Source organism: Terriglobales bacterium (genome assembly GCA_035567895.1).
Taxonomy (GTDB): Bacteria; Acidobacteriota; Terriglobia; order Terriglobales; family Acidobacteriaceae; genus Gp1-AA112.
Genome location: DATMPC010000082.1, coordinates 66,317 through 80,862 on the forward strand (window position 1 = coordinate 66,317; position 14,546 = coordinate 80,862).

The 14,546-nt window shown below is 55.9% G+C and carries 12 protein-coding genes; 4 read left to right on the forward strand and 8 right to left on the reverse strand.

Features of this window, described 5'->3' with window-relative positions; all coding sequences use genetic code 11:
• Window positions 1–605: 605 nt before the first annotated feature.
• The 3 genes from VNX88_16410 to VNX88_16420 all read right to left on the reverse strand — a co-directional run bounded on the left by VNX88_16410 (window position 606) and on the right by VNX88_16420 (window position 3,127).
• Window positions 606–1,760, reverse strand: a complete 1,155-nt coding sequence (locus VNX88_16410) for a hypothetical protein (protein HWY70253.1) — start codon at window positions 1,758–1,760, stop codon at window positions 606–608.
• The gene (locus tag VNX88_16415; GenBank protein HWY70254.1) at window positions 1,760–2,407 is read right to left on the reverse strand and encodes a YceI family protein; all 648 of its coding nucleotides are present in this window, start codon (window positions 2,405–2,407) and stop codon (window positions 1,760–1,762) included. Before VNX88_16415 ends, VNX88_16410 begins: the two co-directional genes overlap by 1 nt.
• A gap of 147 nt (window positions 2,408–2,554) precedes the next feature.
• Window positions 2,555–3,127, reverse strand: coding sequence for a CHRD domain-containing protein (locus VNX88_16420; GenBank protein HWY70255.1), 573 nt, complete (start codon window positions 3,125–3,127; stop codon window positions 2,555–2,557).
• A gap of 395 nt (window positions 3,128–3,522) precedes the next feature.
• On the opposite strand from VNX88_16420, the gene VNX88_16425 reads away from it, so the two are divergent.
• Window positions 3,523–5,166 carry a Na+/H+ antiporter gene (locus VNX88_16425; protein ID HWY70256.1) on the forward strand — a complete coding sequence of 548 codons (1,644 nt, stop codon included), beginning with the start codon at window positions 3,523–3,525 and terminating at the stop codon, window positions 5,164–5,166.
• Here VNX88_16425 and VNX88_16430 read toward each other — a convergent pair.
• The 3 genes from VNX88_16430 to VNX88_16440 form a co-directional block, all read right to left on the reverse strand.
• On the reverse strand, window positions 5,134–6,480 hold the full coding sequence (locus VNX88_16430) for a gluconate:H+ symporter (protein HWY70257.1): 1,347 nt from the start codon (window positions 6,478–6,480) through the stop codon (window positions 5,134–5,136). The genes VNX88_16425 and VNX88_16430 overlap by 33 nt on opposite strands.
• A gap of 37 nt (window positions 6,481–6,517) precedes the next feature.
• On the reverse strand, window positions 6,518–6,910 hold the full coding sequence (locus VNX88_16435; GenBank protein ID HWY70258.1) for a RidA family protein: 393 nt from the start codon (window positions 6,908–6,910) through the stop codon (window positions 6,518–6,520).
• Between the two features lie 220 nt (window positions 6,911–7,130).
• A complete protein-coding gene (locus VNX88_16440; protein ID HWY70259.1) occupies window positions 7,131–8,573 on the reverse strand; it encodes a D-aminoacylase in 1,443 nt (480 codons plus the stop codon).
• A 101-nt stretch (window positions 8,574–8,674) separates the two neighbouring features.
• Here VNX88_16440 and VNX88_16445 point away from each other — a divergent pair, with 101 nt between their 5' ends.
• The 3 genes from VNX88_16445 (at window position 8,675) to VNX88_16455 (ending at window position 11,999) form a co-directional block, all read left to right on the forward strand.
• Complete coding sequence (locus tag VNX88_16445; protein HWY70260.1) at window positions 8,675–9,970, forward strand: amino acid deaminase; 1,296 nt, start codon at window positions 8,675–8,677, stop codon at window positions 9,968–9,970.
• Window positions 9,971–10,205: 235 nt separating this feature from the next.
• Window positions 10,206–11,366 carry a lactonase family protein gene (locus VNX88_16450; protein HWY70261.1) on the forward strand — a complete coding sequence of 387 codons (1,161 nt, stop codon included), beginning with the start codon at window positions 10,206–10,208 and terminating at the stop codon, window positions 11,364–11,366.
• 258 nt (window positions 11,367–11,624) lie between these two features.
• The gene (locus tag VNX88_16455) at window positions 11,625–11,999 is read left to right on the forward strand and encodes a hypothetical protein (GenBank protein ID HWY70262.1); all 375 of its coding nucleotides are present in this window, start codon (window positions 11,625–11,627) and stop codon (window positions 11,997–11,999) included.
• Window positions 12,000–12,189: 190 nt separating this feature from the next.
• Here VNX88_16455 and VNX88_16460 read toward each other — a convergent pair whose 3' ends face one another.
• The gene (locus VNX88_16460; protein ID HWY70263.1) at window positions 12,190–13,833 is read right to left on the reverse strand and encodes a TolC family protein; all 1,644 of its coding nucleotides are present in this window, start codon (window positions 13,831–13,833) and stop codon (window positions 12,190–12,192) included.
• 297 nt (window positions 13,834–14,130) lie between these two features.
• A partial coding sequence (locus tag VNX88_16465; protein HWY70264.1) for an FtsX-like permease family protein occupies window positions 14,131–14,546 on the reverse strand: 416 nt, incomplete at its 5' end.

Here is a 14,546-nt window from a genome sequence, read left to right on the forward strand (position 1 = left end):
GTGATTCGTGAGACGCGACTCAAGGTGTCGCAGGGTATGCTTTGCCAGTCAGGGAGTCAAGTGGGCTGCTCCAGAAGCCACCGATCCGGGGGCAAGGCAGGTGCTCAGAAAAAAAAGGAGCCCGATTCACGCATTCAACGCATCCCTTTTCGGGAAGAATCGGGCTCCAATTCCTCTGCTACTCACTTCTTGAATGTGCCTTATGCAAGTTAGAAGCCAGAGTCGAAGCAGCGATGAAGACCATTGTGGAATTCGCGGCAAAGCAGTGATTCCGTTAGTTTGAGCTGGTTTGGGAATGTCCGGATCGGTTAAGGGAAAATCCGTGGTTCCTCCGGAGTTGTGAACCAAACGGTTAATTCCATTAACCGTTTGGTTAGCGGGCCTGCATGGTTTGAGGAATACTACAAACCGAACACGCAAAGGGAAAAGGATCGGAAGCTGTTTTCGAACTAGTTGGCTTGCCCGAGAGAGGCGAACACGAAGGTCACGAAGGAAACATCAAGGTCACGAAGATTCTTTGTGACCTTCGGTTTAGCCTTCGTGACCTTCGTGTTCGCCTTTCCCGGTCTTGATGCTAATTGGACAGCCCTGCTGGAGGTTCAAAGTCATTCCACTGTCTTGAGCGCAAGCTGAAGAGCTACTGACGGCGCGAACTGTCCAGTGATCATGTTTTCCTGGAAGCGCGAAGTAACGGCTAGTGTTATGTGGTTCGAAAACCGGGAAGTCACTTCGAAGCGACCGGCGATCAAGCGTTCCTGGAATGGTCTTTGTACCTGCACCTGCTCCCCGATCGTGGAGATCAGGAGCCATTCGCGGGGATACCAGAAGAGCTGGCCGTAGCTGGCTTGCTGGAGGAAGCTTGTGGATGAGGCGGTGAGACTGCGATTCGTAAAATCGTGCTCAGCCAGAATTCCCCATTTCCCCATTCCCAGCCGCAGGTATGGTCCGACAAGCGTGCGATTCGTCGTGCTCGTTGAGCCATGCAGGGTGTTTACGCCCAGTACGGTCGTCGTGTGCTTGCCGAGCAAGTAGAACTCGGCGAGTGAGCCTCCGCCCGATTCCTTTGCTCCGGTTGGTTCGGTACCGCTTGGCCCAAATCCGTAGGGATTGATCTGGTAGTGCTTGCCCCACCAGAACATTTTGAGCTGGACCGGAGAATCGTAGTATCCGTAACGGTTACGCGCCCGAATGTAGGTAGTCAGATCGGGATTATTAACTCCGTTTGGCAGCGCGTCGCGACCGGCGGAGAATTCGAGTGTGCTCTTAGGGCGATAGGAGATGAGCGCACTCGTCAAATAGACCTCGTTAGGCTGGATCGCTGGCTCATAACTGACGTTCGGACGCTTCACGCTTCGATTTTCACCGTTCACGACGGCGGAGAGCCGCCATCCTTTTCCCAATTCGGTCGCATTCCGATACAGGAATCTTGCGCGAACCGTCCCGATTGTTGGCTCGTCCGTGGCTGTGCTGACCTGGCCTTGACTGACATTGCGCACATCCTGAGTGATGCGATCTCCCCAGCTCAGCCATTTGACAAAGCGATTGTCGGAAGGGTGATAGTCGCCTCCCTGAAGACTCTGCGCCTGATCGATGCTTCGTCCGTACGCGTTGAGAAGGCCGCCGCCTTGTGGAAAAATATGGCAGACGGCACAGTTGGTGTATCCCAGCCGGACCATCGTGGGAAGAGCCTTGGCGGGACGATTAAAAATCCAGAAGACCCAGGTTCCGGAAACCAGAGCCCAGCAGACGTACTTTCTCATTACTGTCGCCCAGCTTGGGTCGTGAGGGCTGTCGCCGTGGTTTCGGGGAATTCAATTCGGAACTGGATCTCGTTTTCGGTCTTTACGCCGAATTGACTGGGTTGCTCGATACCATAATCGCTGAGTTTCACAACACCATCGCCCACTGCGCGGAAGGCCGGCGCGCTGCCGGCCTCGCGGATCTTCAGCAGGACGGAGAAGTTTCGTGCGGTACCGCGGATGCTCAACGTACCTGAAACCCTGCAGCTTCCTTCGTGACCGGGCAAAATTCCAGGACAAGAAATGCCTTCACCTTCAAATGTCATATCGGGAACCTGACCGTCAGGAGTGGTGAAGACGTGTTCGCGCATGTGCTGATCGCGAAGCGCGATACCCGTGGCCAGCGTCTTCACGGGAAGCTGGGCCTCGATGTGCTCCAGTGTCACGCCGTCGGGACTGCGGCGTATCTGGACGCGGGCTTGCAGGGCCTCGGACTTACCTTTTACGAACAGGCCCGGCATATTCGTCCCAACTTGGAAAGTCGCCGTGGCGTGTTCGATCTGGATGGCCTCTGGCTTGCCCGGCTCATCGGAAGTCGCCGGGAAGATCGAGGCCGGAATTCCAAGGATCGCGAAGAGGATCAGAACCGCATTCCACAACCTTGGCATGGCCTTCTCTACAAATAGAGCGAATCGCCCAAAATAAGCGATATCAATGACAGCTCACCAAGTCCGTCCCGTATTGGGAGGGCACACCCTTAGGAAAAATGCGGGCACCCACGGCAGGATGCCCGCTCAGGTTCCGGAGGGTAAGAGTTAGTCGTCGTCATCGTCGCGGTCATGATCACGATCATGGTCGCGCTTAAGCTGGCCACGGATTTCGCCGCCACCGCTGCGACTGGTGTGCACGTTCGCATAAGTGAGTCCTGACTTGATAGCTTTCACGAGCCTCGCGAAAGAATCTTCTCCGTTAGGATTCGTGGGATCGACACCCTGCGATGCGGGGCCCGTCATGTCAGCCGCTGTCCAGGTTCCCGTCACCGTTCCCGGCCCTGCTGATGCTGGGCACGCAACTTTAGTCGCTGCGGTGTTCCCGCCACCGCAAAAGAACACGGCCACGCCGCCTGTCACGGTCGGTCTTCCTACGTGAATGTGAGCGAACAGGACGCTTTTGCCTGTGCCAACGCTGCCCTCAAGCCCGCTGTAGGTCAATTCATATTCGATTGATTTTTCATCATGGCTAATCGTTACCTTCGCGTGCCCAGTGGCTCCGCTGATCACGATTGGCGTTTCACTCAGACCTCTTAGTCTGGCGCTGAACTCTTGCGCAAGGGCACTCGTTGTAAACAGTGCACTTGCCACCACAACTGCGAAAACTCTTAATTTCATCGACACTCCTCTCAATCTGCCCGGTTGAAGTTGAGGAATTGCCGGATGGCTCCTCAATTTGAGGGCCGCAAGCGTAGCAGTCTAGGGGCCGGGAAATGTCAGGATTTTGTCACCGGAGTGTAAGAAGTTTGTTTCTAAGATTAAGGGTCGGTGACTAGCTAGCTCGACGCGTCCTGCCTCGGGAACGCGATGAAATGAGCTTGGCGTCCGCTGCGTTGGAACTCCCAGGTGAGGTGGTGCCAGCCAGGATCAGGCGCCGAGCAGCCTACGCCAGTCGAAGCCCAGGTGTGTCCAGGGCCATTCCAAACGCGCCCAGTTCCTGAGCGGCGGAAGTCACACTCTGTGGAACCACGTTGAACCTGGAAAATTGCGGTATTTTGGATGCGGAGATTCCCATGCAGGGCGGCAACATTCATGCGATGGAGATCGTACTCTTGCTACTGCTGCTCTTTGTCGTGGCCTTTGGCGAACTGGCGCGACGACTGAAGACTCCATATCCAATCGTGCTTGTCGTCGGGGGCCTGCTGGTGAGCTTTATTCCTGGAATTCCCAGGATAATGCTCAATCCGGACGTCATCTTTCTAGTTGTCCTGCCCCCGCTTCTTTTTTCGGCAGCGTGGCTTACGTCCTGGCGGGAGTTCTCCTTCAACTTTGTCAGCATCTTTCTCCTCGCCTTTGGATTAGTTGGCTTCACCGTGCTGGGCGTGGCCTACGCGGCGCCATGGTTCCTACCTGGATTCGACTGGCGGATGGGCCTGGTGCTTGGAGCCGTGGTGGCTCCCACCGACGCGATCGCTGCAGCTTCGATCGCCAAGCGCATCGGATTGCCGAAACGAGTAGTCGATATTCTCGAAGGCGAGAGCCTGGTAAATGACGCGACCGCACTCCTCGCGCTTGAGTTTGGCATCGCGTTGCTGGTCGGGAACCGAACTTCGACGGTAACGTCGGGCTTTCTGCGGCTTACTTACCTGACCGTTGCCGGTATCGCCATCGGATTAGTGATCGGCTTGGTAGTCGATTGGATCGAGCATCGCATCGACGATGCTCCTATCGAGATTGCTCTCAGCATCCTCACACCTTATGTGGCCTATCTGAGCGCCGATTCAGTTCGCGCTTCTGGCGTGTTGGCGGTGGTGGCATGCGGCCTCTACCTCAGCCACATGAGTTCGCACTTCTTTTCGCCGAGCGTGCGACTGCAGGTGTGGGCGGTTTGGGAATCGCTGACATTCATCTTGAACGGATTTGTCTTTGTCCTCGTAGGACTGCAGCTTCCCTATGTTCTCAACGCCATCAAAGACCACACGCATCGCGAACTTCTCCTGTACGGCGCTCTCTTCACGGCGCTCCTCATCTTGTTGCGATTGGTTTGGGTCTTTCCCGGCGGTTCGCTGGGGTATCTGATACGGATGCATATTCTTCATCAGAACGTGCGAATACCATCGCCGCCACAATTCGTGATTGTTGGCTGGACAGGTATGCGTGGCGTGATCTCTCTGGCAGCGGCGATTGCACTTCCACAGATGCTGGGAGAGAACCATCCATTTACGCAGCGAAACCTGATTGTCTTTCTGGCCTTCTACGTCATCCTGGTGACGCTGGTGTTACAGGGACTCACGTTGCCGGTGTTGATCCGGGCGCTCGGACTAGCAGACGATACCCGAGCGGATTCCGAAGAGAAAGAGGCGCGGCGACTGATTCTGGAAGCCGCCCTTGTGCACTTGGAAGAAGCCAGGGCCAAGGATGGTTCTGAATTTGCCGAAGTCTACAACGACCTTGCGCATCATTATCGGCATCGTTTGGCAATTCTGAGCAAGGAAGGGGGTCTCGAGAATGACTCCGCATTACTCCACCATGCGCGCTCGATGGATATCTCACGCGATATGCTTCGCGTGGAGCGGCGGACGGCGGTCCGACTGCGCAATCAACGCCGCATCAGCGACGAAGTGCTCCGCGAACTCGAGCACGAACTCGATTTGAGCGAGGCACGCTTATCGCCCGGCAAACCGTCAGATGATTACCGCGAGCCCCATCACCAATAGCAAAGCTACAACCGAGATGATCGTCTCGCAGATCGACCAGCTCTTCATGGTGTCGGCGACACTCATATTGAAGTACTCCTTCACCAGCCAGAAGCCGCCGTCATTCACGTGCGAGAAGACCAGTGAACCGGCGCCTGTGGCGATGGTCAGCAGTTCGGGCCGGACTCCCGTGTGAAGGGCGATCGGCGCAATGATGCTGGAAGCCATCGCCATCGCGACGGTTGCGGATCCGGTGGCAAGCCGTACGAGGGCGGCAACCAGCCAAGCCGAGACCAGAATTGATATGTGAGCGCGCAGCGCGAGATCGACAATCGCTTGCGACGTTCCACTGTCTAGCAGAACGCGTCCGAGGCCTCCGCCTGCGCCAACCAGTAGCGTGATCGTAGCCGTGGGCGCGAGACATTCATCGGTGAACTTCAGAATCGCCTCGCGCGAGAATCCTCGCATCTTGCCTAATGTAATGAAACTCACCATCGCGGCTATCAGCAGAGCAATGTCAGCGCTACCGAGCAGCCGAAGGCCGTCATTAAGGCGAGTGTGCGGCGTGGCAAGCCGGTCTGCCCAACTGCCGATGAGCATGAGGAAGATCGGAAGGAGGATGGTGAACAGGGTGAGATTGAAGCTGGGCAGATCGCGCCGCGCAGCTTTCTCCAGAAACTGCGCAGCAATCGGGTTCTCGCCTTCAATGCGAATACGAGGCGCGATCAACTTCGCATATAGTGGCCCGGCGATTATTGCGGTTGGAATTCCAACCAGCAACGCATAGAAGACAGTCCGTCCGATGTCGGCGTTATAGGCAGCGACGGCCAGCAGCGTCGCCGGATGCGGTGGAACCAGGCCATGCACGACTGAGAGTCCAGCAACCATCGGCAATCCGACCAAAACCATCGATGTGCCGGTCCGCCTGGCAACGTTGAAGGCGATCGGAATGAGCAGCACAAATCCCACTTCGAAAAAGACCGGCAGTCCGACTAGAAGCCCGACGACCATCATCGCCCAATGAATGTTTTTCTCGCCGGCGACGTTGATCAGCGTGAGTGCAATGCGTTCGGCTCCTCCACTCTCCGCCATCATCTTTCCCAACATGGTTCCAAGCGCGACCACGATCGCGATGTGCCCAAGCGTGCCACCAACGCCGGTCTCAAACGACTTGACGATCGTCGAAAGCGGCATGCCACTAGCCGCAGCCAGCACGAGCGAGACCGTCATCAACCCGATGAACGGATTCAGTTTGAAACGAGCGATCAGGAGGATGAGTACGACAATCGCTCCCAACGCCAGAAGCAGCAGAAAGGTGCCGTGATGGTCGGTCATTGGTTATTGGTCAGTTGAGGCAGGTAGTCATTCAGCATCATTGTGTTGGCTTCTTGTACGCGATGCCCTCGATCTCGATTTTGCAATCCACCACCATGTTGGAAACGACAGTAGCGCGAGCCGGAGGGTTGGCGCCGAAGTACTCGCGAAAGACGTCGTTGAACGCCTGGAAGTCGCGAGGATCGTCAAGCCAGACTCCGCAGCGCACCAGGTGTTCAGGACCATATCCTGCTTCTTTGAGGACGGCGAGAAGATTCCGCATCGCCTGATGAGCTTGCGTCGTGATGTTGCCTTCGACGAGCTGTCCGTTCAAGATTGGAACCTGCCCGGAAATATAAAGCCAACCGTCTGCTTCCACTGCACGGGCAAAAGGCAGGTGCTGGCCGCCCGGACCTTTGCCGCCTTCAGTGCCATAGCGCTTGATGGTCATATCGGGATCCCCGAATGTTCAGATAAATCCGAAACAGTTAGAACTGTCATCCTGAGTCCTGATGTTGGCCGAAGGATCTCCCGGAGCGTTTCAAACTTCGTTGCCATGTCCTGGCTCTTTGGCCCAGGTTCTCGTGAAAGAGCCAGGATGCTGCATTCGCGTTCCAATCATCTCGGGAGATCCTTCGGCGAACGCCGGGCCTCAGGATGACATATGCATTTCACTTTCTCTCTCGCGACAAGAATTGTCCGCCTCGCTGTCCCGTGCACGAGCCCTCTCTATAAGACAGGACACCATTCACCCACACTGCTTCAATTCCAACCGATGGCCTCACAGGATCAGTGAAGGTAGCCGTGTCGCGGATTCCATCGGCGTCGAAGAGTACCAAATCGGCCCAATAGCCATCGCGGATATAACCCCGATTGCGCAAGCCCAAAGTTTTAGCCGGGAGACTCGTCATTTTTCGGACTGCTTCGCCCAAAGAGAACAGTCCCAGCTCGCGACTATATGGGCCGAGTACCCGGGGAAACGTCCCCCAAAGACGCGGGTGGGGCAGAGGATCATTTGGCAATCCATCAGAGCCGATCATTGTCCCGGGATGCCGCAGGATCGCGCGCATGTCGTCTTCGGAGATGGAGTGGTAGATCGCACCCGCTGGTTGAAGCCTCCGCGCCGCTTCAAGTTGGGTTACTCCCCAGCTCTTGGCAATCTCAGCGAGACTTCGTCCCGTGATCTCGGGATGCGGCTTCGACCAGGTGATGGTGATGGTCACACGCTCGTCCACTTGTCTGAGATCGAGCGTGCTCGAGCTGGCGGCGTAGGGGTAGCAGTCGCAGCCGACTGACTGGTGCTTTCGCATTGATTCGAGCGACTGCAACACTTCGCCGCTGCGTCCCCAGTTGTCGATGCCTGCGCACTTCAGGTGAGAAACGATCACAGGAACACCGGCGGTGCGCCCAATCTGGAAAGCTTCGTCCATCGCGGGGAGCACCTGGTCAGTTTCGCTGCGCAGGTGCGTTGTATAGAGCGCTCTCGTACCCGACAAAACCTCGGCCAGACTCTGCACTTCCTCAACAGAAGCGGAGTTCGCAGACTGATATCCCAATCCTGTGCTCAAGCCAATCGCACCGTGATCGAGAGCCTCACTTAGTTGCTCCTGCATGGCTGCGATTTCGCTCGCCGTGGCCGCTCGGTCCAGCCGATCCATGTGGTTGTTCCGCAGCGCTGTGTGGCCGACGAGCGCCGCGACGTTTACCGTCGGATTGGCCGCCGTAATCGCTGATGCATACTGAGCGAACGTGGGATAGCGAAACGCGTCTTCCTCCCCGAGCAAATTCATGGGATCAGGGAATCCGCGAGATAATCGCACCGGCGCAGCGCTGATGCCACAGTTCCCAACGATTACGGTGGTGACGCCCTGCGAGAGCTTGGGAAGCATCTCGGGCGCGCGAATTACGTAGAGATCGTCGTGGGTGTGGACATCGATAAAGCCGGGGGCCAGCACGTGGCCAGTACCGTCCAGTGTGTCTGCGGCGGAATAACCGTTAAGATCGCCAACGCCCTGTATGCGTCCATCCGCGATCGCGACTGCGCCGGCTTGCGGTTCATTGCCGCTTCCGTCCAAGATTTGTACATTGCGGATCAGCGTGTCACAGGCGGGCAAGTCATCTCCAGAAGACTTAAGCAGTCGAATTAATTACCATCACTCAGCGTGATGAAGCATGGCAGACGCTCAGTCTGGCAAACCGTAGGGGGTGAAAGCGAATGAATCATACAAAGGATCGCGTGCAATATCCATCGGCAGCAGAAGAGTTGAACCTGATTCACCCATTGAATAAGGGCCTTAGCGCGATTAGTGGGCCGTTGTCCTCGGCCGACATTCCCAAACTTGGATGGAACTTGCTGCGCGAAGACCTGAGTCTGCCCACAGCCGTCCTGTACGAAGAGAAGCTGCAACATAACTTGAAGTGGATGCAGTCGGTGGCGAGTGCCTATTGCGCGAAGCTGGCGCCGCACGGGAAAACGACCATGGCTCCGAAGCTGTTTGCGCGGCAAATACAAGCTGGGGCCTGGGGCATCACGCTGGCCACAGCTCACCAGACACTTGTAGCTTACTCGCACGGTGTGCGCCGCGTGCTCATGGCCAATGAGCTTGTGGGCAAACAGAATCTCGAGATCGTTAGCCGTCTGCTGGAAGACGATGAGTTCGAATACTTCTGTCTCGTCGATTCCGCGGCACAAGTTGAAATGCTAGGAAGTTTTTTCAAGGCGCATGGCCAGCGGTTGAATGTTCTGCTCGAAGTAGGGGCCGAGGATGGGCGAACTGGAGTTCGCGATCAGGAGCAGGTTCAGGCGACGACTGCTGCTCTCGTCAGATGGAAGAGCCAGCTTCGGCTGTGTGGCGTGGAAGTCTACGAAGGTGTTTTGAGCGACGAGGCTGCGATCCGGCGATTGCTCGAAAAAACAGTCGAGATTGCCCGTCAGCTTTCAAGCGAGAATCGCTTCGATCGTCGTCCCGTGATCCTCACCGGGGCAGGTTCGGCATGGTATGACGTGGTCGCAGACATATTCGCCAAAGCGGACATCGGACAGGAGAAGGAACTCATACTCCGACCGGGATGTTACCTGACGCACGATGTCGGGGCATACCGAGCGGCTCAGCAGCGGATTCTCAAGAGCAGTACCGTGGCCCGAAATATGGGATCGAATCTGGAACCAGCACTGCAGATATGGGGCTACGTGCAATCGGTTCCAGAAGCGGAAAAAGCCATCATCAATTTCGGGCGACGCGATGTCGCCTTCGATGCCGGTCTGCCAGTTCCCGTTCTCCATTTTCGTCCAGGCTCAGCCGAACCAGTCGCCCCTCCCGAAAGCTGGAAGTTGACTCGCATCATGGATCAGCATTCCTTTCTGCACTTCGCCGCCGGAGATGACGTTCGCCTTGGCGACATGATTGCTTTCGACATCTCGCATCCTTGCACGACATTCGATAAGTGGCGGTACCTGCCGGTGTTGGATTCGGAATATCGAGTGATCGATATTGTGCAGACGTTCTTTTGAGGAATACATTCGTAGGATCAGCACCCCGTATGAGACTGTCATCCCTCGCGCCGCAGCGAGGGATTGTTGGCAATCGAAGCCTAGTTTTCGCGGCGCGGGGGATCTGCTGTTGTTTTACTTGTACGTAGGAAGAAACAGCAGATCCCCCGCTCCGCAGTCCGATTCTTGGTAACGCATGCAGACTCATTGCGGAGCGAGGGATGACACTAAAGAGGGGCTGAAGTTAATAAGAGGAATGACCAGAATAATAGGATTGCTTGTCCTGGCGTTTCCCATATTGGCGATGAGTGCGACACGAGACACCCAGAAAGGCGATTACCTGCTGTTCGTCGGCACGTATACCGCAAAAGACAGCAAGGGAATCTACGCGTACCGTCTTGAGTCTTCCTCCAAAAAGATGACGCCTCTCGGGCTAGTTGCAGAGACTCCCAACCCATCGTTCCTGGCCACCGATCCAACCGGACGATTCCTCTATGCAGTCAACGAGGTGGAAAAATACAAGGGAGAAGCCAGCGGCTCGGTCAGCGCTTTTGCGATTGATCGGACGAGCGGCAAGTTGTCACGGTTGAACGAGCTTTCATCGCGAGGCACCGATCCCTGCTATCTCTCACTTGATCAATCGGGAAAGCACCTCCTGGTGGCGAACTACGGCAGCGGCAGCGTTGCCGCGTTCCCAATTCGCAAAGATGGAAGCCTGGGGGATTCCTCTGGGTTTGTCCAACACGCTGGCTCGGGCCCAGATCGGGAAAGACAAGAAGGACCTCACGCGCACTGGATTGGCGTTACACCAGACAATCGCTTCGCCATGTCAGCAGACCTCGGCACGGATAAGGTGCTGGTGTATCGGTTGGACGAGAGCAACGGGAGCCTTTCCGCGAATGATCCGGCATTCGTGAGCCTGGAGCCGGGCTCAGGGCCTCGCCATTTCGATTTCCATCCCAATGGCCGATTCGCGTATGTGCTGAGTGAGTTGAAACCCACTGTCACTGTCTTTTCATACGCCGCACAAAGCGGCACGTTGAAGCAGTTGCAGAGTCTCGTGACCATCCCAGAGAATTTCTCGGGGACAAATCATCCAGCGGAAATTCGGGTCCATCCGAACGGGAGATTTCTGTTCGCCTCGAATCGCGGCCATGACAGCATCGCAGTGTTTTCTATCGATCAGAAGAATGGGACGCTAAGCCCAGTCGGGTACTTCTCCACTGAGGGCAAGAAGCCGCGCAACTTCGAAATCGATCCTAGCGGGTCCCGCCTGTTTGTGGCGAATCAGGAGAGCGGTAACATCGTTGTCTTCAATATTGACAAAGCAACCGGCAAGCTCACGCCCACTGGTCAAGTGCTTCATGTAGATTCGCCGGTGTGCCTTAAGTTCATGGCTTTGAGGCAGCGCAAATAGCGCAAGGTCTGTGTGAAGACCCCGGGCTGAACCCAGCAACCCCGGCGCTAGTCCGCGAGGAGTTCTTGATAGCGGCTCCAAATCCTTCTGCTCCCAAATCTCTTTGAATTTTTGTGTAGGCCTGTCGTCTTTGACCGCTCGTTTCCGCTCTCATCAATAGGGGAAAGCAATAGCGGTGACTGCTGTGACAACGGAGGTGACAATTGCACGTCACTACCGGCAACCGATACCAGCGGCGTTGAAGCCGTCGAGGGATTTGTGGGCGGCCACAGCGCCAACATCTTCGGCGTCACCATCAAGAATGGCCACGTACGCGGATTCACTAATGGGATTCTGACGTTTGGCGGAGTAGTCGAAGAGATTACTGCCCAAAGCAATCTCACTGGAATCTTTGCTTTTGACGCAGTAGTTCGAAAGAACGACACCTCGCGAAATCACGTGGATGGCATAGCGTGCAATCAATGCGTCGTGACGGAAAATATGGCTGCTTTCAACCAGAGCAACCAGTTCCACCTGGTATTTGGGGGAGTCTTCGCCAGTAACACGGCAGTCGCCCGCGCCGGTCTCGGCGTCAATATCAGTAACGACGTAGTATCGCTAGACAATAACTCCTGTAACAGTTTTCGGTGCTGAATTTTTCATGCACATCCCCCTCTGCCATACAGAGGGGGAATTTTCATGCTGTTCTCGTTTCGGTCGAAGGTCCTGGCTTCACGGAATGCGGAGCGACGCCGTTACGCGAAATCGAGATTGGGTCCTCAGCCCCTGAGGCTCTCTTCCAGCCTGGGAAAGACACTATCCTAACCAGCCGTTCCTCTTGGTATTAGCGGATCGAATCTGAGATCAGGACGCGGTTGTGTTCGAGCAGATCGCCAGTCGCATGATCGAGCGCTGCGAGCGCGAGCTGATATCCGATTTGTGCCTGCAGGTAACTCTGCTGGGCTTGCTGAACGGTATTCTGCGCATCGAGAACAAAGAAGATCGTTTCAGCCCCGAGTTCGTATTTCCGCTGGTCGGCAGCGAGTGTTTTCTTGGCCAGGTCAAGCGACTGGGCAGCCGCTGTCAAGGACAGTTTGCTCTCCTCAAGCTGATGAACCGCATTGCGCACCTCTTGTGAGATGGCTTGCTGGCGCGAACGCAATGTGTACAGGTCTCCGCGCTTGGCGACTAGCGCAGTACCAAGATCCGCTTGGGCCTGATGGTTTTTGATTGGCAACCGTAGATTGAGACCGACACTGTAGGTTGGAAATCCGAATCCGCCAACCTGGTCGAGCGCATCGAGCAGGCCGCCGCGCGAGACTATCACCGGAGTCGAACCCGAGGTGTCGATCAGATTCCCACCGATTCCGTTCGACGTGTAGTTACCTGTCAAGTTCAAATCGGGCTGCATGTTGTTGTGCGCGATGTAAACGCCGGTGTCATCGTTGGCGAGCTGTTGTTTGATCGCCTCAAGCTCAGGACGCTTGCTCATCGCCATCTCGACGGCGGTGGCAATGTCCTGGCTAGCCATTTCGCCCGAGACTTCGGCTGTTTGGGTGAGATCGAAGTCCAGGGCAGCGGCGCGCGTATCGAGGTCGGCGCCGATTGTGCGGCGTAACTGATCTTCCAGGGGCTTGATCGCATATTCCGCTTGAATCAACTGCAGACGCCGTTGGGCGACGGTGGATTCTGAGCGATAAATGTCCAAGGGAGAGAGCGCGCCGAGTTCGAGCGCGCGCTTGTCGTGTTTGTAGGATTCCTCGGCCAGATGCAGCGAGTCCTGCACGACCGCGAGGTTCTTCTGCGCTTGGACAAGGGCCCAGTACTGATTGATCACCGTGACAATCGAATCGTTGAGCTGCGCCTCGAAGTTGGCGCGCGACTGCTTGACGTTGCGTTGCGCAATCATGATGGGACCGTGATTCACCAGGTAGCCACGGCCGCGCAACAAACGCTGTCCTACGGTGAAAGTTGCACCAGATGTAAACGAAGGATTGAAGAGTGAAAAGCTGCTGTTTGAGGTCGCACGACTGGTCGTGAAGCTAATCGCGTAGCTGGTGCCGGTTTGGAGCAGATGGTTGTAAGCGAAAACGGTCTGCTGCTGGAGCTGGCTTAGAGTCCTGGCACCCTGGAGAGCAGAAGTCGTAGGCTGCGTGGAGCGCTGCGGCGTAAAGCCGGCTGTGAACAAAGGATCGAATGGCGAGTAGGCGCGATCAATGCCAAAAGGCGTCTGGTCCAACTGCGCCTGTCCGACGCGTACGTCCGTATTGTTGAGCAGCATCAGTCGAATCGCATCCTGCAGGCCAAGTCGAAGCTTGCCATTGACGATATATTCATCGAGGGATTGCGGCCCGGGAAGCTGCGTCATTACGTGCGGATAGCTAAAGGCCTGGCGGAAGTAGTCTGGACTAGGAAACGTTTGGGCGACGAGCGGAAGGGCACAGATGACGATCGCGAAGTATGCGCAGCGCTTGAGTAGTGATTTCATCTATAAATGTCCATTTAGGAATAAGTGGTTCGAGCAATGCAATTTAAGTAACGCGTAACTTTAGAGACTGTCATCCCTCGCTCCGCCCCGATCCCCTGGTGTACGAAACCTTACCCTGCGGAGCGGGGGATCTGTTTGTTTTTCGGATGCAATGTGAAGCGAGAAAAAGCAGATCCCCAGCGCGAAACGGCCGCGCGAGGGATGACAGTGGTCTTTGAGAGTGTGCTTTGCTCATGAGTATCTACTTCGACAAGGCTCAAAGACGTGACTTAACCAGTAGTCTGGGATTTCTCGAGATTACTCATACCGAATCGCCTCTACCGGATCGAGCTTTGCGGCTTTCATTGCCGGATAGAGACCGAAAATCAAGCCGACCGAAACTGAGAAGGCGAACGATAAGACGATCGACGGAAGGCTGGTAACCGTTGACCAGCCTGCAAGCACAGCGATGGTCTTGGACATCGTCATTCCCAAAGCGATCCCAAGCATTCCGCCAACGAACGAAATCAAAACTGCCTCGACAAGAAACTGACGAACAACATCGCTGCGGCGGGCGCCGATAGCCCGTCGCACGCCAATCTCGCGTGTGCGTTCGAGAATATTGGCGAGCATGATGTTCATGATCCCGATGCCGCCAACTAAGAGCGAGATGGACGCGATTGCGACCATCACCAGATTGAAGACGCGCTGCGTTCGTTTTTGTTCGGCTAATA